The following is a 19,075-nucleotide window of genomic DNA, read 5'->3' as shown; positions in this document are numbered from 1 at the left end:
GCTTATTCTTCCGCCCCCGTATTGTGGTCCGTCCTGTTTTTATTCAGGCTGTCGATGGAAGACAGGGCTTCGGACAGTTCCGTCCTGCCCATGCTGACCCTCACCATACTGCTGCCGAGCAGCCCGGTCATATCCGCGTAAAAACGATTGGTGTTGTACACATATCCCTCTTCCACGTACCGCTCCAGCCCGGTATTTTCCGCGCCCGAGCCTTCCACCGGTTCGTTCAGATAAGACATGCTGGCCCGCGTATCCCGCAGCACCGCCGCCTGTCCCTCGGGGCTTGCAAACAGCTCCAGGAGGCGCAGCGCCGCATCCAGCTTCTTTTCGTCTTCTGCAAGCGCCCTATTGACACCCAGATAAGAAGCCGGTGCAGTGGTCACCCAAGGCGGATGGCCCGCGCCGCTTAAAAAGGGGATCATCACAAATTCATCCTCCGTGCCGCTCTCCCGGATGCGGTGCAATGTGTCGCTGTTGCCGCTGCATACCGACAGTTTCCGCAAGACCATGCGCTCTGCCGCGGGGGCAATGCTTTCCTGGGCCATTCCCTTGTAAATACACACAGGATCCATATATCCTTCCGACGCAAGGGAGAAAAACAAGGACAAAGGCTCTTCCAATATCCCCTTTGCATCTGCTTTTTTGCCGAGAAAATCATTGGCCCACCACTCGCCTTCCATCGTCCCCAGAAAATCCGGAATCATCGTACCGAGGATCATTTCCCCTACAGAGAGCTCGTCCATCTCCGCGGCCCCAAATGTAAATCCGTTTTCGTCCGCCCCTGCACCTGCTTCTTTGGCAGCCTTCATCAGTGCTTTTAATTCCTGCAGGCTTTCGGGCACGTCCTTCCCCAGTTCCCGGGCCAGCGTCCGGTTTACGATCAGCCCTTTGTACACGCCGGGCATGGGCAGCCAGATGGTCTTTCCGCCGCGCCGGATCAGATCCATCGTGGAACTGGTAAAATCTGCGGAAAATGCATTCGCACTCAAGTCCAGCACATACTCCCCGGCCTCTCCCCTGGGCATGGAGGTGAACACCAGATCCTGACCCTGCCCTTCCTTAAGGCGCTGCAGCGTAACACCGTTGTATGCGGAAACGCTCTCCTGCTCGATCTGCAGGTCAATGTCTTTGAAGGAAGACTCCGCCAGCGCCTCAAATTCCGGCAGTTCCGTGTAATACAGGGCAGTGACCGTAAGCTTTTCTCCCGTCCCGTTCTTCTGCCCTTCCAACCCCTCCGGCTTCCCGCTGCAGGCCGCAAGACAGCACACCGCAATCCCGGTCAGGAAATAATATGCCGATCGTTTTTTCATTGTCTCTCTCCCTGTCAAACATGAAATCGTCCGCCCCTGGCCGGACGTATCCTTAAAAAGAACAGCCGGCCGCAGGTGCGCCTGCTGCGCAGACGATTTACCCCAAAGCTGCCTCTGTTCTGAATTGTTACAGAAAATTCTACCAGAAACCTGCCCCAAAGTCAATAATAGCGCAGACGGAGTTAGAGGTCCCGCCGACGTAAAATTGTTATTGTTCACACCCTTTGGGTGCTCCAGTAACAGTAACGTAAAATTTTCTTGCACAAACACTGGAAAGACCGTAGAATAAAACTGATAAAAAACATGGGAGCTGATAAGTGATGCGAAAACAAACGCTTTTGATCGTGGATGACGAAACGGGCATTGTGGATATGATAAAAAGTTATTTTGAACCGGAATACGATATACTGACCGCATACAGCGGCCGGGAAGCCCTGGAGAAGGTCTCCGCCCGGCCGGATCTGATCCTGCTGGACATCAATATGCCGGAAATGGACGGGCTTGAGGTCTGCCGGCAGATTCGGGAGTATGTAAACTGTCCGGTATTATTTTTGACGGCCCGCATCGAATCTGCGGATAAGGTCGTCGGATTTCAGACCGGGGCCGACGACTATATTGTAAAGCCTTTCGATCTGGATGAACTGGGCGCCCGGATTGCCGCCCATCTGCGGCGGGAACAGAGACGGCAGGGAAATGCGGCGGTGCGTTTTTTCAGGGAACTGGCCATCGATTATTCCGCCCGGACCGTCCAACTCAACGGCGAAAATATTCCTTTATCCAAACGGGAATTTGACATTGTGGAGCTGCTCTCCATGAATGCCGGCCAGGTCTTTGACCGGGAGCGCATCTATGAGCTGGTCTGGGGACTGGACGGCGGCGGAAGCAGCGATACCGTGATGGAACACGTCCGGAAGATCCGCGCCAAATTCTCCGGCGTTTCTCCCGACAGCTACATCGAAACCGTCTGGGGGGTGGGCTACAAATGGGTTGGATAAGGCGGATGCGTTTAAAAAATGCATTGTTTACGATGATGTTTTTCGGACTGCTTCTGGCGTCCCTCCTTTCCGTCGGCGCCTTTATCGGATGTATCCAATGCAGGCTTTTTTTTCCAAATAACCGCAGTTTTATGGACTTTGGCCAAACCCAGGCGGTCATGATTGACCAGTCTGAGCCTTCCGCCGGCACAGAAATTCTCTTCCTGCTGCTGGGGATTTTGCAGATCGCCCTGCCCATCCTGATCTTCACGGCTGCGATCCTTATAACCTCCATGCTGTTCTACCGGGTCAAGCTCAAAGAACCGCTGGAAATCCTGAACAGCGGCGCAGCGCATATCATGGAAAACGACCTGGATTTTGCGATTCCTGTACCGCCCGGACAGGATGAACTGGGGCAGCTCTGCTCTGCATTTGAAAAAATGCGGAAAACCCTGCTGGCCAACAACCAGACGCTTTGGCGGCAGGCTGAGGAACGAAAACGGCTGAACGCCGCGTTTGCCCACGACCTGCGAAACCCAGTCACAGTGTTAAAAGGAACCTCCAAACTGCTGCGGAAAGGAATCCACGATGAATCGACCATCCGCCGGCTGGAACTTTATACCCTCCGTATTGAGCAGTATATTGAAAGCATGAGCAGCATCCAGCGGCTGGAACAGATGCCTGTGCGGAAAAAAAAGGTTCCATGCGATCTTCTGTATGGGGAACTGGTGGACACCGCCCGACTGCTTGCGCCCGGCCTTTCCTGCCGGGTCACGGTACCGGGGATCACAGCGGCGCAAAGGACGGTTGAGCCTGGGGAGACATCGTCCGCAGCAATTGGGCCTGGGGAGGCATCGTCCGCAGCGATTGGGCCTGGAGAGACATCGTCCACAGCGATTGGGCCTGGAGAGACATCGTCCACAGCGATTGGGTATGGGGGGATTGAGTCCTCAGAAATGCTGTCTGCGGAGTTGGACCATGGGCTGTTCATGATCGTCGCGGAAAATCTGATTGCCAACGGGGCGCGCTTTGCAAAGTGTAAGCTGGAGATTACAGTAGAAATGAAAGATCCGTATATCCTGCTGTCCGTGGCGGACGACGGCCCCGGATTTTCTGACGAATTGATCCAAAACGGGCCGAAGCCGTTTGGTTTGGCCGGGGAGCCTGCCAGGGATTCTGCATCCCCCGGACTGCCTGCGGAGAATGTCAGCCATTTCGGGATGGGTCTCTATAGCTGCCAGACCATCTGCTTAAAGCATGGAGGAAAATTGAAATTAGAAAATGTAAAAGGACATGGGGCAAAGGCCACCGCATATTTTTAAATTTTCAACTGGAATTTTTTATATTTTCAAAACCTTGAGCGTTTCTTGAGATTTATGTTTTACACTCTCCTTATCGACCATACCGGAAGACATGTTTCGGCGCCTTCCGGGCAGACAGCTTTCGCTGCCAGACCAGAAAAAAGGAGAGTGTTATTTTTATGAATATCGAAGCAAAAGAATTGACAAAGATTTACGGCACCGGAGAGGGCCGTGTGGCTGCACTGGACCGCGCCGGCCTGGAAATCAGCCAGGGAGAGTTTCTCTCCATCATAGGGCCTTCCGGAAGCGGCAAGAGCACCCTGCTCCATCTGCTGTCCGGGCTGGACCGGCCCACCTCCGGCAGCCTGACCTATGACGGCAGGAACATTTACGAACTTCGGGACAAGGAGCTGTCCGCGTTTCGGCGGCAGCGCATCGGTTTTATTTTCCAGCAGTTCAATCTGCTCCCCGTCCTGACCGCCAGGGAAAATATCGTGATGCCCCTTCTTCTGAATAAAAAGCAGCCGGATGAAGGGTATCTGGATCAACTTACAAAACTGCTGGGAATCCGGGAGCGGCTCAGCCATCTGCCCCATGAGCTTTCCGGCGGGCAGCAGCAGCGAACCGCCATCGCTCGCGCCCTGATTGCCAAACCAGACGTCATCTTCGCGGACGAACCCACCGGCAACCTGGACAGCCGAAGCGGCGGCGAGGTCATGGATTTATTGAAAAATATCTGGAGAAGCATGGGAAAAACGCTGGTAATCATTACCCACGACAAGCGGATCGCACAGATGGCCGAACGCCAGTTTATGATCGTAGACGGGGTACTTTCGGAGGTGAACGCAGAATGAAATCTTATTTATCTCTTGCCTGGAAGGAATTAAAGGCCCAAAAGGTTACGTCCGTCCTGGTTCTCATCGCCGTGATTCTGTCCACCGCCGCCACCGCCGCCATGGGGCAGTCCATCGGTATACTGCAGACGATGCGCGTGGATCAGGCGGCCGGCCTGAACGGAAACCGCTATGCCACATTTCATCAGTTGAATGAAGAACAGAATCAGGCCCTTTTCGAGGATTCCCGTCTCAAAGATGTGGGAAGCTGGATCTTTCTCGGCCGCGTCCCGCTGCAGGACAGCAGCCTGACCCTGGATCTGCGGGAATATCAGGGAAACGCGCTGCAGGCGTATCCCTCCGTCGGTACACTGAAAGAAGGAAGGCTTCCGGAGAGGGCAGGCGAGATCGCGCTGTCGGAAGAAACGCTGCGGTATCTTGGTTTTGCTGCCGGCAGCGCGGGTTCCGGGGCAGAGCCGGGTACCATTCGCCTGGGCGATACCGTCCGCCTGCCTGTCAGCGTCAGCCTGAAAACGGATACCCAGCCCCCTTATGAGTATACTGCTGATTTCCTGGTGACCGGGATTCTGGAAAATAACTATATCAGCTATGTAAGCGGAACCCTGGGCGCGGTGGTCGGCGAGGGGACTGCAGAGGAACTGCTTCCAAAACGGTATTTTCTGTATTCCACGGATTTTAAGACAGAGAATCACAGCCAGTTTCAGTCTATCGTATGGGATCTGTCCGAAACGCTGCAGGTTGCAGAAGATGATGTTCAATACAACTGGATTCTCCTGGATGCGCTGGGCATATCCTATGAAAAAGAATCCAATGCGGACACCGGCAGCGGATTCCCGTTCATGGCGGCGGCATGCGTGCTGACAGGCGCATTGATCCTTCTGGCCGCCGGGCTGGTGATCTATAACATTCTGAAAGTGGCCGTTACAAAACGCATCCGCGAATACGGAACCCTTCGCGCCATCGGCAGCGAGCAGAGACAGCTCTATCTTCTGGTTACGGTGCAGCTCCTGATCCTTTGCGGGATCGGACTTCCGCTGGGCCTTCTGCTGGGCAGCATTTCGGCAAAAGGGATTCTGACCGCAGTGCTTGGAATGCTGAATCCGGATCTGTTTCTGGCGGAAAATACACGTGAATTGAATGCTATGATCGCAGACAGCCGTACCGGCGGGCCTCTGCCTATGGTTCTGAGCGTCTTTGTCACGCTGCTGTTTGCAGTGCTGGCCGCATTTCCGTCCGCCCGGTATGCTTCCCATGTGTCTCCCACCGCGGCCATGAGCGGTCAGACTGTAAAAATCCGGCGCCGCCGCAGAACACAGAAAAAAATCCGCAATTTCGAAGCATTTTACGCACGGCTGAATCTCAAGCGAAACCGCGGCCGCACGGTGATCACCATTCTGTCCATTGTCATGAGCATCACCGTTTTCGTCGCCCTGCAGAGCTTCAGCGGACTGCTGGACGCCAGCCAGGCCGTACAGGATATGCATATCGGCGACTACTCTGTTTCCAATGATGCAGGCGGGATCTCTCCGGAAGCCCTGGAAAAGTGCAGTGAACAGGACATGATTTCTGAGCTTTCCACCAACAAGCTGACTGTATACAGCCAGGAAAACGGCGTGTTTCCGATTGATCTGGATTTTACCCCTGGTCCCAGCGAAACCGTTCAGATTGGCTCTGTAGATCAGAAACGTCTGGAAAACATGGTTTCCGGCCTCACAGAAAAAGACCTGGAGGATCTGCGAAACGGCGCGGCATGCCTTTTAAAAAATCCCGTTGCATTTGCTGCGGAAGGACATGACATAGCGCATACGGAATTTCATGAGGGCGACAGGATCACGGTCAACGGAACGTCTCTGCGGATCGCCGGAATCCTGAATAACCCTCTAGCTGACAGCAGCGGAGGATTTACCAACGGCATTCAGATCATAATTGTAGATCCGCTGTATAACAGTCTGGTGGGAAATGAACAGTTTTCGGAAGTGTATCTCACTTTGTCAGAGGGTGCGGATGAGAAAGAATTTGAAAGCTGGCTGGATGCATGGTGCGCAGAAAATCCAGGCAGCAGATGGCTCTCCTACCGGGAAGCCGATTCGCAGATGGCTGAGAGCTTTGAGCAGATCCGTCTTCTGTGCTGGGGACTGATCCTCTTTATCGGGCTGATCGGAATCTTGAATATTGTCAATACCGTTTACACGAATATCCATACCCGCATCCATGAAATCGGGATGCAGCGTGCAATCGGGATGAGCAGCCTCAGCCTTTATAAAACCTTTTTGTGGGAGGGCGCTTATTACGGACTGATCGCTTCGGTCATCGGCGGGGTGTGCGGATACATCTGCACGATTTTCGTGGAGGCAGCCGCCTCCGATATGCTCCGGCTTACGGCCGTTCCCGCGGCCGCCATCCTGGAAGCGGCGGCAGTGTCCGTGGCCGCATGTATGGCGGCGACAGCTATACCGTTGTATGGGATTGGGAAAATGAGTATTGTGGATTCGATTGAGACGGTGGAATAAAGAAGGGAAAGGCACTGCAGGGATTGTATTTTGCAGTGCCTTTTAAACATCTTTCAATTGTAAACATTAAACAACAACTTCAATAATTCTTTTCCCATCCATAAGAACTTCTTTTATTCCGGTTTCTTTCTTTTTGTTGAAATTAAAACTCAGGAGATATCCGGTATCCTTTTTATAATAATCCAGATAATTAAACAATTGCTTTTCACCACGTTCGTTATAGGCGTTTCCTCTCCAAAGCTTCATTTCGATAATATAGCGCTGGGATTTATAGTCAACGATAACATCTGTCCTGTTATGATCCCGTGTCTGTGCTTCTATATAATAATTTCCCGATCCATTCATGATCGGTCTCAGGTACATCAAAAAGATACGCCGGCCTTCCGCTTCTATAAACTTATCACTGCAGTTATGAAATATTTCTTCATAATGCTCATAAAATTTTTCCATTACCAGGCGCATCTGAAGCATTCCATGAGCAACAAACTGGTTGTAAACAGGCGCCTTGCTGCGCTGTTCTCCATCCAGCTCTGCCTCCGAAAGAAACAGGTTATACATTTTTGTTTCAAAGAGCCTGTTTGCGATCATCACGGTATTATCCTGTTCCCTGATAAATCCAAACATAACGCCAACATTGATATTGGGGTTATGAATTTCAAACGAATACCGGACACCGCAAAACAAAATATCCTCCAGCATATGTTTCAGCTCCGGATGGTCGCAGAGCTTCTTCACCATGTCGTCAAACAACGTATTCGGTTCCTTCAGAAACAGCCGTACTGCCTCTAAGATTCCTGCCTTTGTCCATGCATCTTTTTTCTCTGGAAAATCTGCATGCCCGGCAATTCTCTCATCGAGCAGCTTGCAGATCCTGGATACCATATAGGGATAGCCGCCGGTATAATCGTAAATCAGCCTGCTGATTTCCTCAATATCCATCCCTGTAGAACAATCAGCTTCATACTCCGTAAGCATTCCGGCAATGTCTCCCGGCTGAAAGCTAAAATCCATATTAAAATCTTCTGCAATGTTCCACGGGCTGTTATACTTTGCCTCCTCATCCGGGCGAAGTTTTAGCTTGAGATTTTTGATGTCATAGACGCTTGCCAGAATCACCGATTGAAAAGTTTGATCCATTCCGCCGGCCTGAGCAAGGTATTTAGCACGCAGCAGTCCCAAAAATCCCAAAAAAATCTGATTGTCAGAATTTTTATCAACCTCATCTATCATGAGCACAATCTTCCTGCCGCACTGAAGACACAGCTCTGAAATCCGTTCACCGAAATCATCAAATGGAAATTCTTTAGAAATGGGAACTTCCCACTTTCTTATCATGTCCTCCGGCACATCCTGCATCCGGAGCTGGCGGCCGACGTTCCTACAGAGTCCTGCTGCCAATGCATAGGAGGAAACGAACAATTCATCTGCCGCCTCAAAACTGATCGAAATGACAACATATTTTTCCAGCAGATATCTCCGCAGTAAAAACATCAGTGTTGTTTTTCCATACTGCCTTGCTCTATTGATAGTAAAATATTTTCCTTTGTCGATGTAATCGCTGGTAATCTGCTCTATCCGGCCGCTGATATCTACCATATAATGCCGATCCGGATTGCATGTGCCTGTCACATGAAATTCTTTCACTATAGCCACCTCCGGGAAGTCTCCAAATTTACCTAGTCCCTGTTAATAAAATCATAAGGATTTTCCTTGTGTCCGTCAAGCAGAAAGTTATGCTATCCCATGCAAGCAGGCAGGGAACCGGAAGTCCGCTGTCAATCTGCTTCTTCAATGCCGTTTCTGCTTCTGCCCAATCTCCCATGTACAATCTGCCAGCTCCATTATCGTCAGTGTTCCAGCTTTTCCTTCACCATTCCCAGCGTAATCGCCTCCAGCTCCCGCTCCATGGCGTCCTGCACCTGGACAAGCCTGTCGTCCAGTATCCGATGAATATTTTTCCCCACCGGGCAGTCCTGGCTGGGGTTTTCGTGAAAATGGAACAGCGTATTTTCCCCGATACAGTCCACCGCCCGGTAAATGTCCAGAAATGTGATCTCATCCAGCGGCCTGGCAGGGACAGCCCCGCCGGGTCCCCTCCTGACCTCCGCCAGTCCGGCGTCCTTTAGCTGGGACAAAAGTTTTCGGATGATCACGGGATTGACCCCGATGCTAAACGCCATAAAATCGCTGGTAACCTTGTACTCCTCCTGGAATACATCCATACACAGAAGCATATGCACCGCAATCGTAAATCTACTTGTAATCTGCATCCACTGCTCCTTCCCACAAACTGTTCCGGCCGCTGTGAGCCATCGCCGGAGACGGCGGCTCTGCTTCGGATTCCGGCCCCCATACCGGCGTATGGCCAGCCAGGGCCGCACCCGTATATCCCTTCACAAGCTCCCGGACAAATGCATCCGCCGGGTTCAGCCGGATCTGCTCCGGCGTATCCAGCTGGCGGACTTTTCCCTGCTCCATGACCAGCATCCGATCCCCCAGCTTCATGGCCTCCCGGATATCATGGGTGATAAATACAATGGTCAGTTTCAGCTCTTTCTGCAGCCGCAGGATTTCATCCTGCATGGTCTGCCTGGTGATCTCATCCAGCGCGCCAAATGGCTCGTCCATCAGGAGGATTCTCGGACCGGCCGCAAGCGCACGGGCAATTCCCACCCTCTGCTGCTGTCCGCCGGAGAGCTCCGACGGATATCTGGCTGCCATCTCTTCCTCCAGACCTACGGTTCTCAGCAGCCGCAGCGCAAGCCGGTGGTTCTCGATTTTATTTTTTCTGCCGCTGATGACCGGGACATAGGTAATATTTTTTTCCACGGTCATATGGGGAAATATCCCGCCGTTCTGAATCACATAGCCGATCCGCCGCCGCAGCGCCACCAGGTCTGTCCCGGCCAGATCCTTTCCTTCCACGAAAATCTGTCCGGAATCCGGCATGAGCAGGCCGTTGACCAGTTTCAGCATGGTGGTCTTACCGCACCCGGACTTGCCGATAACCGTTAAAAATTCCCCTTCCCGCACCTGCAGGCTGAAATCCTCCAATATACAATTTTCACCAAAACTTTTTTTCACATGATCGAATCGAATCATATCCAAATGTTCCTTTCAGTTACATCAACCCTTTTTCCTTAAGGAACTCTTCCGCCACTTCCGCTTCGTCTTTCCCTTCTACCTCCACCTGATAATTCAGCGCAGCCATTTCTTTGTCCGTCAAAATACCGTCCATTTTCAGCAGCGTTTCTTCCAGGCCCGGATATGTTTCCAGAGCGTCCTTTCTTACTACCGTGGAGCAAAAATAGTTGACCTGCAGGTGTTTATCGTCCTCGAGTACTGCAATATCATCGCGGCTGAGCTGCGCATCCGTGGTAAATCCATTGGTCACATCAATGTCGCCCTGCTCCATGGCCTCGTATTTCAGGCCGATGTCAATGTCCCGCACGTCCTTGAAGTCCAGACCGTAGGTCTCGCAGAGCAGATTAAAACCGTCCTCCCGCTCGATATAATCCGGGTTGCCGCCGAACACAAGCTGATCCGATACATCGGCCATATCCGAAGTGGTCTTGAGCTGATATTTGTCCGCCGCCTCTTTTCTCACGGCAACCGTAAATGTATTGTTAAAGCCGTAGAGTCCGACCCAGGTCATGTCAAACTTTTCCTCATATTCCTCCTTCAGTTTTTCCAGCATTTCCTCATCCTCCACTTCATCGGCCTCATGCTTTAACACCATGACCCAGCCGCTGGAGGTGTATTCCGGATACAGGTCAAACTCGCCCTTTTCCATAGCCGGATGGATATTGCTGGTTCCGCCTCCGATTCCCTTTGTGATCTCCGCCGAATAGTCCGTGTCTTTCTCAATCAGAGCCTTAAGCATTTCGCCCAGGATATACTGCTCTGTCATGGGTTTGGTTGCAATCTGGATTGCTTCCTTGGAGCCTTCTGCAGGTTTCTTTTCATCGGCATCCGCCGCGTCTTTCTTTTCCCCGCCCGGCTCATTTTCCCCGCTCTGGGAGGCAGTGCTTCCGCCCGGGTCCGCATTTCCACCGTTGTTCCCGCATCCCACGCCGGCAAATACCACAATCAATGCCGTTAAAATTGCTGCTGTCTGTTTCATTTTCATATCAGTTTCCACTCCTCTTCTTCATGTTTTTTTCCAGCCTTCCAAGCAGCAGGTCACTGAAAAGCGCCAGAAGCGCAATCAGAAAACTGCCCCCGAAGGTCAGCGCCATATTGTAAGTTGTAATACCTCTGTAAATTGCCACGCCCAGACCGCCTGCCCCGATAAAGGACGCAATGGCCGCCGTGGAAATGGTCATGACCACCATGCTGCGCACACCGGCGATGATCACCCCTGCCGCCAGAGGGAGTTTGATCCTGGTCATGATCTGCAGGTCTGTGCTCCCCATCCCTCTTGCCGCCATGACTACATCCGCAGATACGCCCCGGATTCCGGCGTAGGTGTTGCGCACCATGGGCATAATCCCGTAGATGGTCAGCGCTGCAACCGCCGTATTATTTCCGATTCCCAGAAATGGGATCAGCATACCTAGCAGCGAGATCGAAGGGATCGTGTAAAATACATTGGCGATCCCCAGGACCGGCGCGGACATCCGCTCGTGCTCCGCAATCCAGATGCCCACCAGCAGGCCGATGGTTCCGGACAGTGCAGCAGCGACAAGCGCCAGAGTGATATGCTGCACCATCAGCTCCAGAAACCATTCCTTCCTTTCCATGTAAGCCTGGATGACTTCATTCCATAACATTTGATTTTTCTCCTTTTGTATTTTCCGCATATGGATACTCACAATTGATAATAAGCTCCCGGATACTGTCAGGCGGTAATTCGTAAAAGTCCTGCCTCATATTTTCCGGTACCTACGCGTGAAGCTTGCGCACCGCCCCCGCCGGGCACACTTCCCTGCATGCGCCGCACTGCAGGCAGTGTACCGGATCAATCCGCCAGGGCTCTCCCTGTGCAATGCATTTCTGAGGGCAGGCCCTCAGGCAGGAGCCGCAGCCGATACACTCGTCCGTAATCTCAAATCCGGCCCTCTCTTCCTCCGTCCCGTAGGAAAATGTCTCCCGGCTGATGGGATAATGCATCAAATCGAACCATTCCCCGGAGCCCTCATAGATCAAAAATGCGTCCAGGATATAGCGTGTATCCCCCGGATAGACCTCATTCATCCCTGGGTTCTCCTGGAAAACTTTATCCACCCACTGCTTTTCCACTTTTTTTATCTTACCGCAAAACTTCAAAGATTGACAGTCCGGACACATGGCGCTCAGTGCAATCTCCCCTGTGTTCATGAGCTGCTCATAAAATGGTTTCCCTTTGGAGGTCACGATATACATCCCTTCCTCCGCGGCGATCATCACGTTGATGATCCTGCTGCGCGGATGTCCGTCCTGGTCTACGGTCGCGGCGGATGCAATCTTGACCTTTCGAAATAAATCCACATATTTTTTTGCTTTCTCATTCATCATTCTCCCTCCGTTTTATGATAATATTCACGTCAAATGTAATACTCTTTGTTACAACAAGCATCATACCACGTCTTTGATGTAATGTCAATAGTTACATTTTATATATCTATAATATCCAGCCTCTCACCGAAAGCGACTTAAAATGGATTGGATACAGTTACTGGGGCCCCCAAAGGGTGTGAACAGTAATCAAATAGATTTCCATCGGCTTTACCGATCTGCAATGCAGGATTCATAATACGGGATCGCAACAAATGAATTGACGGACAAACAGATTCTATTTATACTATAATCTGAACAGGCCAAAATATACGGGTCGGCCCTTTTCTGGCAGACGCTGCGCAGATTGGCCGCGGTCAGGAGGTATGTACATGATTTGGGAAGCGTTAAAGGAATCGCTGGTCATCCTGAATATGGAGGCAGTGTCCTGCAGAGATGTGTTCAGCCGGCTCGGCGGCGCGCTGATCCGGGAAGGATATGTGAAGGATACTTATATAGACGCGCTGTGTGCAAGGGAGAAGGAATATCCCACCGGCCTGGACATAGACGGATTCGGCGTGGCAATCCCACATACGGATGCCAGCCAGGTCTATCGGGCGGCAACCGCCATCGCGGTGCTGAAAAATCCGGTACCATTCATCCAGATGGGTACCGACAATGAGGAAATACGCGTAAAGATCGTATTTCTGCTGGCAGTGGCAAACCCCGGTGAACAGATGGAAGAACTGCAGAGAATCCTGACGATCATCCAGGATACAGACATATTGACAAACATAACGCAAGCAGGAGACGTACAGAATGTCATCGACATTATAAAAGAAAAGGAGCGGTCACTATGAAAAAGAAAATCATCGTAGCATGCGGCGGAGCCGTGGCAACCTCAACAATCGCAGCAAAAAAGGTCGCGGACCTCTGCAGGCAGAACGGCATTGATGCGGAAATCTGCCAGGTGCGGATCTCTGAGATCGAATCCAACCTGTCCGGAGCCGCCTTGATTATCTCCACCGCCAGAATCAGAAAGGATTACGCAGTCCCGGTGATCATGGGCATGCCCTTTATCTCCGGCATCGGTGTTGAAAATACGGAAGAGGCAGTATTGAAGGTACTGCAGGGCTGAGTGATTTGGTGGAATATTACATACTGAACGCTTGCTCTGACTTCATCAAATTCCCTGCAGCAGCATTTCCAGCCTGCCCATCCTGTCAGAAAGATTTCCGGGGCTGGGTTCTTTGAAAACGTTCACAGCCCCGTATTCTTTGATTCGGATGCAGCCCGGCATAATTCACTTCAATGCTCAGCCGCACTTCTATAGGCTGCATTACTTTTTTCGTTCCTTCAAAAAACGTTTCAAAAAAAATGTCAGGAAATACGGAAACGTATAAAATTTTCCGTTAAAGCCTATATTCTTGTTCCCCAGTTTAATCCCGTAAGCAATGTCTCCATATTTCTCCTGGCTGATCAGATTATTCAAAGAAATGGTCGCTCCGTCATTTGCCTTGACTTCCACCGGAATCAATGAATCTGCGTCGCGCACAAAGAAATCCATCTCTACCGTCCCCTTCGTATTCTTATAAAAATAGAGCGGATATCCCTGTTTTACCAGCATATCACCGACAATGTTTTCATAAACAGCGCCTTTATAAGTATTGAAATTTTTATTTGCCCGCAGGTCCTCCTGCACCTCTTCATCGAGAGAGCCAATTAGAAGTCCGGTATCTCTAAAATAAATCCGGTAGTTATCGGGATCATAATTTCCTTTCAGAGGAAGTTCCGGCAATTCCATGCAATAACATACATTAATCATCCCGGCATTCTCAAGCCAGTCAACCACGCCCACATATTCCCTGTTTCTGGCTCCCCGTTCTACTTTGGAAATACAGAATTTTTTGTTGCTCCTGCCCAAAAATACCGGTATTTTACGATATACATTTAAAATTTTCGTTTTATCAAGCCCGCTCGCATATTTTGTAATGTCTTCTTCATAGTCCAGCAGAATCTGCTGCTGCATTTTCAACGTGCCGCCGTAGTGATTATTTTTGACAAATGTATTTACGATAGCAGGCATTCCGCCAATGACCATATACTCCCTGAATATATCTGAAAAAACCGTCTGCTCCAGCTCGGAAAGCGGCTTGATCTGCAGCATATGCTGATACAGATCTTCGATCTGTTCCCCACAGTATCCTTTTGCCCACAAAAATTCCTCAAAATCCATAGAATACATTTCATAATCTTCTTTAAATCCTACACTGTTGGATTCGATCTCATTGTAATTGATCCCCATCATCGAACCAGAACAGATCACATCAAAGCGGCCATCCAGCCTGAATGCCTTCAGACTGGTTGCACAGTTAATGCAATCCTGGATTTCGTCAAAAAAGAAAAGAGTTTCTCCCGGCACAAACTCAAGATTCGGATTGATCAAAGAAATATTTTTGACAATGGTATCCACCTCAAACCCATTGTCAAAAATTCCTTTATACTGCTTTTGCAGCGCAAAGTTGATCTCAATGATATTTTTATAATGGGTTCTGCCAAAGCTTCGGATCGACTCTGTCTTTCCGATCTGACGGGCCCCTTTTACGATCAGCGGAAGCCGATCCGGATTCTTTTTCCAGTCTGCAAGATCCTGGTCTATTTTTCTTTTCAGCAAATCCATAGTTTGTACCGGCCTTTCAAGAATAAAGTCATATATGTTTCTTTATTTTGAACTAAGGATATCACATTTTTCCAGTCCATTCAACTCATCATATCACATTTTTCCTTTTGGCTGTTATTGATCCGCACCAGTCCTCAGTACATAGAACATATTTTTTTCGCCTTTTCTTTTAAAATTTCTCTCGCCTCGGCAGGCTCAATAATTTCGACATACTCCCCGAAGGAAAGCAGATACAAAAACGTCCAGTCGCTGAGCTGGTAGCGGAATGTTACTTCCAGCTTGCCGTCCTCTAATTTTTTGATATTCTTTTCCGGAAATTCATCATAGACTTTATAGGCGATTTTTTCTGAAAAATGCAGTACGAAAATGGGGATATTATATTCTTCCTTGTAAACGGGAGTGATGGAAAAATCCTCCGGCAGTTCTCGGTCAAATATCTGGTCTGTGATCTGCAGATCCCGTATGCGGGACATTCGAAACGTGCGGATTGCTTCTCTGCGCTTAGAATAGGCGACCAGATACCAGGCGTGTGATTTGAAGAGCAATTTCAGCGGTTCCGCAATCTGGTCGGTGACCGTCAGCTCCGAATTAAAATACGTGAATGTGATTACATACTTGTTGATGATCGCACGCTCTAAAACCGTAATATTGTTCCGTTCCTTTTCAGGGCTGCCCCAATAGGAAAAATCGATTTCCAGCCATTCGGACTGCAGATTGTGGCTGAACAGTCCGGCCACCTTGTTCAAAGCCTTTTCCGCGTCAGGGTAATTGGAGGACTTTAAAATCTGCAGCGCCTGCACGATGTTCTTCTGCTCTTCCTGTGTAAAATACGATTTGTCCAGGGAGAAGCCCTGCAGCAAAGACAGCCCTCCCCGGTACCCCTTCCGGGAGAGGATCGGGATGCCCGCAATCGAAAGGATATTGACGTCTCTGTAGATCGTGCGTGTGGAAACTCCAAGCTCCCCGGCCAGTTGTTTTGCGGTTATATTCTCATGGCTTAACAAGAGAAATACAATTTGAATCAATCTGTCTATCTGCATATCATCACTCTGCCTTTCCGCGCAGTACCGAAATTTAACGGCTTACGACTGTTTTATCGCATTTGATCAATTCCCTTTTATTTGTTCCGTCCGTCACATATCTGAAAACAACAAATTCCGTTATTTCATCGGTATCATTTTCAAACGTATGAACGCTGCTGTGGACTCTTACAATATCATTCTTTGCTGCATAGCAGGACTTTTCCGTCCCGCTTCCGTCAATATATCTGCAGAGTAATTTTCCTTTTGTAATCAGGATATTCTCATCAATCTTCTCGTGGAAATGCCACTCCTGAATCGTATGCGGCATGATATTGTTCAAGTGAATTTCCGCTTCATCGAAAATATAATACCTGACTTCTGTGCCTGTCTCCTTTATTACATGAATCGAATCCTCTTCGCGGATTACTTCCAGATCTGCCATAGTCGATGCTCCTCTTTCTTTGAAATATAGCGGCTGTTTCTGCTGCTTTTCAAAAGATTGGTTTATTTTTCAAATTCATGTTCAATAAACCCATTTGCGATTTCAAAAGATTTTGCCCGTTTGTCCAATTCCCAATAATCATCCTATCACAAATCCTCTGGTATTCCAATAAAATTTCTGCTGCTCGGCTGTATTCCTGCTGACAGACGCCTGATAAACGGGACATTCATTACATTTCAATCCGCAGTATGCTGATTCCATTCAAACACCGCCTCTCCTAAATATTTGTCATGGGGAACGATCAGACATTTTTCGATTGGTTTCCAGTAGCTGTCGTAAAGATTTTTCTGCGCCGCGCCGTAGCTTTCCTTTGAGTCAAATTCCCAGTAAAGCATGTACTTGACGCTTTTAACGATCCGTTTGATCTCCAGAGGGGGAAGCCCCTCTCTGATCTGCTCCATGTCGATGCGGTATCCCCGTTTGACGAGACGGAGCAAACGCAGGCCCTCCTGTTTTTCCAAAAGGCTCTTCGCTTCCAGCATCAGCGCTTCAAATTCCTCTGTTTTTTGCGGCTTGACCTGATAAATACATATTTCTGTAAACGGCATATTTTCATCCTCCTTTGTTCCATTTTAACATCAGGAATGGGACATCAGCATGTCCTATTCCTCTGGCTGGTTTCACGAAAACATGGTAATTTGCGTGGTATGACATGGAATCACGGTTCTCCGATAATGTAAACATGTGCTGTGTCGCTGTGAGCACCGTAGATGCGAACAGTAACGAAGGCCCCATTTATCCATAGGGAATAAACGGGGCCTCAATCCTCCACACAAAATAATAAATTATTTTTTAATCAAATTTTTTATTTGTCTCAGCCAGCAAAATTTCAGCTTAAAATTCTCCTGTTTTCGGAGATGTTTTTTCTAAAGAGCGGATCTGCACCATCGTTTCAGACTGTCCTGCGTTTCCTAGCTGTGTTGGAATTTCCTGCTGGGTCGTAGAACCCGTTTTGTTTGCTGAGGAACTGCTTCCTCCTGCCCCCGGTCTGGATGGCTTGGAAGGTTTTGTCGGAATCTTCAGAATCGGTTTCTGATCCGATGTTACTCTGATAATCGCAACAGGCGAAAAACTATCCAGTTCAAAATACAGCTCTCCGGTCGTATCATCCTTCTTACATTCAATGATCTCCCAGCTTTCCACCTGTCCATCTGCATTGGTTACTCCATGAAGCGCATAATAATATGTATCTTCGTTTTCATCTTTCACAGTAAAATACATTTTTACGGTTCCGGTTCCATCGTCCGTACGGTCAAATTCCCCTTTATAAACCAGCTCAATACTAAAGTTTTCGTTTTTCGGATAAGTATACTTTGAATCAAAAATCGCTTCATAGTTTTCATATATAAGCTGCTCTATGTCGGACTCAAGCTCGCTCACATGAACTCCTACTTCTATTACGTTTCCATCCGCATCTTTACCGAGTGTGGCATTTGTTATAGTCACCTTATTATCCTTATTCCCCGCCACTTCTGAATCAACGGTAAGGCCGGTATTCTCATCCGTATTTACATCCGTATTTCCGTCTGTCTTTTTGTCTAAGGTCACGACGCTTCCATCGCTGAGTACCTTGACGAGAACATAGTTTGCGGACCCTTGTATGTTGAAGCGCACTTTGCCATTGGCGCCGACTTCACCTGTATATACCTCAAACACCCTTGATCCTGGAGCTGTCTCACGAAGCGCATATACGCCGTCACCCGGCATAAGGTTCTCCGATTCAGCCGAAAAAACCGCTACTGCCAAGCCGCCTCCGGCCACGGAAATATTCCCCGAATAAACGGGCAGGAAATCCATCTGGTCATTTACATCAAATCCACATTTTTCAAAAATCTCCCTTACCTTGCCTTCATCTGACAACGCCGTTTTTGTCTTTTCCGGAATATCCCGCTCCGTATAATCCACTTTGTTTCCATTTGCATCAACGGCCCCGTCAATTTTTCCGCCCGGCAAACCTGTCGGACTCCAAAATATATCATTGGAACCGTCCGGCGCTGCCAACGCCGGCATCCCTATTCCCATACACAGCACGGCTGCCGCCAATATGGCAGCAAGCCTTTTTACTTTTTTCATTTTTTTCTGTTCCTCCTGCTTATGTGATACGATGATCCATTATTTTGTGCGGACTATATTAAATCCCTGAAATCAGAGATTTAATACCTCCCTGTTTCTCCTGCCAATCGCCTCTGCGGCTTCTTTTCAAGTCAAGTATATTTTACCCCCCCCCGCTCTGAAATTGTCAATCCTTTTCCATTTTAACGGTCACGGGCTGCTGCAGTAATTCAAAGCTCCTGTCTTATTTTTCAGGAAAATTTTTCTGATCCCTGCGCACACAAAAAAGAGCCGGATGCTTGTAAAATCTGGCTCCTGCTGCCGGTTGGGATCGTTTTATATCCCCCGGTTACACACAAATATTGATTGTAAAATTCACACAAACGATGGGATTT

General features: G+C 49.3%; 19 protein-coding genes. 6 read left to right on the top strand and 13 right to left on the bottom strand.

Annotated features, from left to right (window positions below; translation table 11 throughout):
• Positions 1–2 precede the first annotated feature (2 nt).
• Positions 3–1,310: a hypothetical protein gene (locus tag EBB54_RS27970; RefSeq protein WP_125129986.1), complete on the bottom strand. Its 1,308-nt coding sequence runs from the start codon at positions 1,308–1,310 to the stop codon at positions 3–5.
• Positions 1,311–1,630: 320 nt separating this feature from the next.
• On the opposite strand from EBB54_RS27970, the gene EBB54_RS27965 reads away from it, so the two are divergent.
• The 4 genes from EBB54_RS27965 to EBB54_RS27950 all read left to right on the top strand — a co-directional run bounded on the left by EBB54_RS27965 (position 1,631) and on the right by EBB54_RS27950 (position 6,949).
• On the top strand, positions 1,631–2,305 hold the full coding sequence (locus EBB54_RS27965; protein ID WP_004080289.1) for a response regulator transcription factor: 675 nt from the start codon (positions 1,631–1,633) through the stop codon (positions 2,303–2,305).
• Positions 2,293–3,606, top strand: a complete 1,314-nt coding sequence (locus EBB54_RS27960; protein ID WP_243127846.1) for a HAMP domain-containing sensor histidine kinase — start codon at positions 2,293–2,295, stop codon at positions 3,604–3,606. Before EBB54_RS27965 ends, EBB54_RS27960 begins: the two co-directional genes overlap by 13 nt.
• Before the next feature lie 158 nt (positions 3,607–3,764).
• A complete protein-coding gene (locus tag EBB54_RS27955; RefSeq protein WP_125129984.1) occupies positions 3,765–4,439 on the top strand; it encodes an ABC transporter ATP-binding protein in 675 nt (224 codons plus the stop codon).
• Positions 4,436–6,949 carry an ABC transporter permease gene (locus EBB54_RS27950; protein ID WP_125129982.1) on the top strand — a complete coding sequence of 838 codons (2,514 nt, stop codon included), beginning with the start codon at positions 4,436–4,438 and terminating at the stop codon, positions 6,947–6,949. The genes EBB54_RS27955 and EBB54_RS27950 overlap by 4 nt, the downstream gene beginning before the upstream one ends.
• 66 nt (positions 6,950–7,015) lie before the next feature.
• Here the strand turns inward: EBB54_RS27950 and EBB54_RS27945 are convergent, their stop codons facing one another.
• The 6 genes from EBB54_RS27945 to EBB54_RS27920 form a co-directional block, all read right to left on the bottom strand.
• A complete protein-coding gene (locus tag EBB54_RS27945) occupies positions 7,016–8,593 on the bottom strand; it encodes an AAA-like domain-containing protein (RefSeq protein WP_125129980.1) in 1,578 nt (525 codons plus the stop codon).
• Between the two features lie 203 nt (positions 8,594–8,796).
• Complete coding sequence (locus tag EBB54_RS27940) at positions 8,797–9,219, bottom strand: Rrf2 family transcriptional regulator (RefSeq protein ID WP_004080236.1); 423 nt, start codon at positions 9,217–9,219, stop codon at positions 8,797–8,799.
• Complete coding sequence (locus EBB54_RS27935) at positions 9,203–10,051, bottom strand: ATP-binding cassette domain-containing protein (RefSeq protein WP_125129978.1); 849 nt, start codon at positions 10,049–10,051, stop codon at positions 9,203–9,205. Before EBB54_RS27935 ends, EBB54_RS27940 begins: the two co-directional genes overlap by 17 nt.
• A gap of 19 nt (positions 10,052–10,070) precedes the next feature.
• Positions 10,071–11,078: a glycine betaine ABC transporter substrate-binding protein gene (locus tag EBB54_RS27930; RefSeq protein ID WP_125129976.1), complete on the bottom strand. Its 1,008-nt coding sequence runs from the start codon at positions 11,076–11,078 to the stop codon at positions 10,071–10,073.
• A 1-nt stretch (position 11,079) separates the two neighbouring features.
• Complete coding sequence (locus EBB54_RS27925) at positions 11,080–11,721, bottom strand: ABC transporter permease (RefSeq protein WP_125129974.1); 642 nt, start codon at positions 11,719–11,721, stop codon at positions 11,080–11,082.
• A gap of 112 nt (positions 11,722–11,833) precedes the next feature.
• Positions 11,834–12,445, bottom strand: coding sequence for a 4Fe-4S binding protein (locus tag EBB54_RS27920; RefSeq protein ID WP_125129972.1), 612 nt, complete (start codon positions 12,443–12,445; stop codon positions 11,834–11,836).
• 371 nt (positions 12,446–12,816) lie between these two features.
• Between EBB54_RS27920 and EBB54_RS27915 the strand changes: the two genes are divergently transcribed.
• Together EBB54_RS27915 and gatB are read left to right on the top strand one after the other, a co-directional pair.
• Complete coding sequence (locus EBB54_RS27915) at positions 12,817–13,284, top strand: PTS sugar transporter subunit IIA (RefSeq protein WP_125129970.1); 468 nt, start codon at positions 12,817–12,819, stop codon at positions 13,282–13,284.
• Complete coding sequence (gatB, locus tag EBB54_RS27910) at positions 13,281–13,562, top strand: PTS galactitol transporter subunit IIB (RefSeq protein WP_125129967.1); 282 nt, start codon at positions 13,281–13,283, stop codon at positions 13,560–13,562. Before EBB54_RS27915 ends, gatB begins: the two co-directional genes overlap by 4 nt.
• 201 nt (positions 13,563–13,763) lie before the next feature.
• Here the strand turns inward: gatB and EBB54_RS27905 are convergent, their stop codons facing one another.
• From EBB54_RS27905 to EBB54_RS27880, 6 genes are all read right to left on the bottom strand, one after another.
• Entirely contained in the window at positions 13,764–15,104 is a 1,341-nt protein-coding gene (locus tag EBB54_RS27905; protein ID WP_125129965.1) for an ATP-binding protein, read from the bottom strand.
• A gap of 134 nt (positions 15,105–15,238) precedes the next feature.
• On the bottom strand, positions 15,239–16,129 hold the full coding sequence (locus tag EBB54_RS27900; RefSeq protein ID WP_243127845.1) for a helix-turn-helix transcriptional regulator: 891 nt from the start codon (positions 16,127–16,129) through the stop codon (positions 15,239–15,241).
• 49 nt (positions 16,130–16,178) lie between these two features.
• Positions 16,179–16,568, bottom strand: coding sequence for a cupin domain-containing protein (locus EBB54_RS27895; RefSeq protein WP_125129960.1), 390 nt, complete (start codon positions 16,566–16,568; stop codon positions 16,179–16,181).
• A 138-nt stretch (positions 16,569–16,706) separates the two neighbouring features.
• On the bottom strand, positions 16,707–16,829 hold the full coding sequence (locus EBB54_RS32585; RefSeq protein ID WP_125129958.1) for a DUF3795 domain-containing protein: 123 nt from the start codon (positions 16,827–16,829) through the stop codon (positions 16,707–16,709).
• On the bottom strand, positions 16,805–17,176 hold the full coding sequence (locus tag EBB54_RS27885; RefSeq protein ID WP_125129956.1) for a hypothetical protein: 372 nt from the start codon (positions 17,174–17,176) through the stop codon (positions 16,805–16,807). The genes EBB54_RS32585 and EBB54_RS27885 overlap by 25 nt, the downstream gene beginning before the upstream one ends.
• Positions 17,177–17,462: 286 nt before the next feature.
• Entirely contained in the window at positions 17,463–18,701 is a 1,239-nt protein-coding gene (locus tag EBB54_RS27880; RefSeq protein ID WP_125129954.1) for a hypothetical protein, read from the bottom strand.
• Positions 18,702–19,075 lie beyond the last annotated feature (374 nt).

The sequence above is a fragment of the Schaedlerella arabinosiphila genome (assembly GCF_003885045.1).
GTDB lineage: Bacteria > Bacillota > Clostridia > Lachnospirales > Lachnospiraceae > Schaedlerella > Schaedlerella arabinosiphila.
Note: the sequence above shows the minus strand (reverse complement) of the source record. Positions and strands in the feature narration are given on the sequence as shown.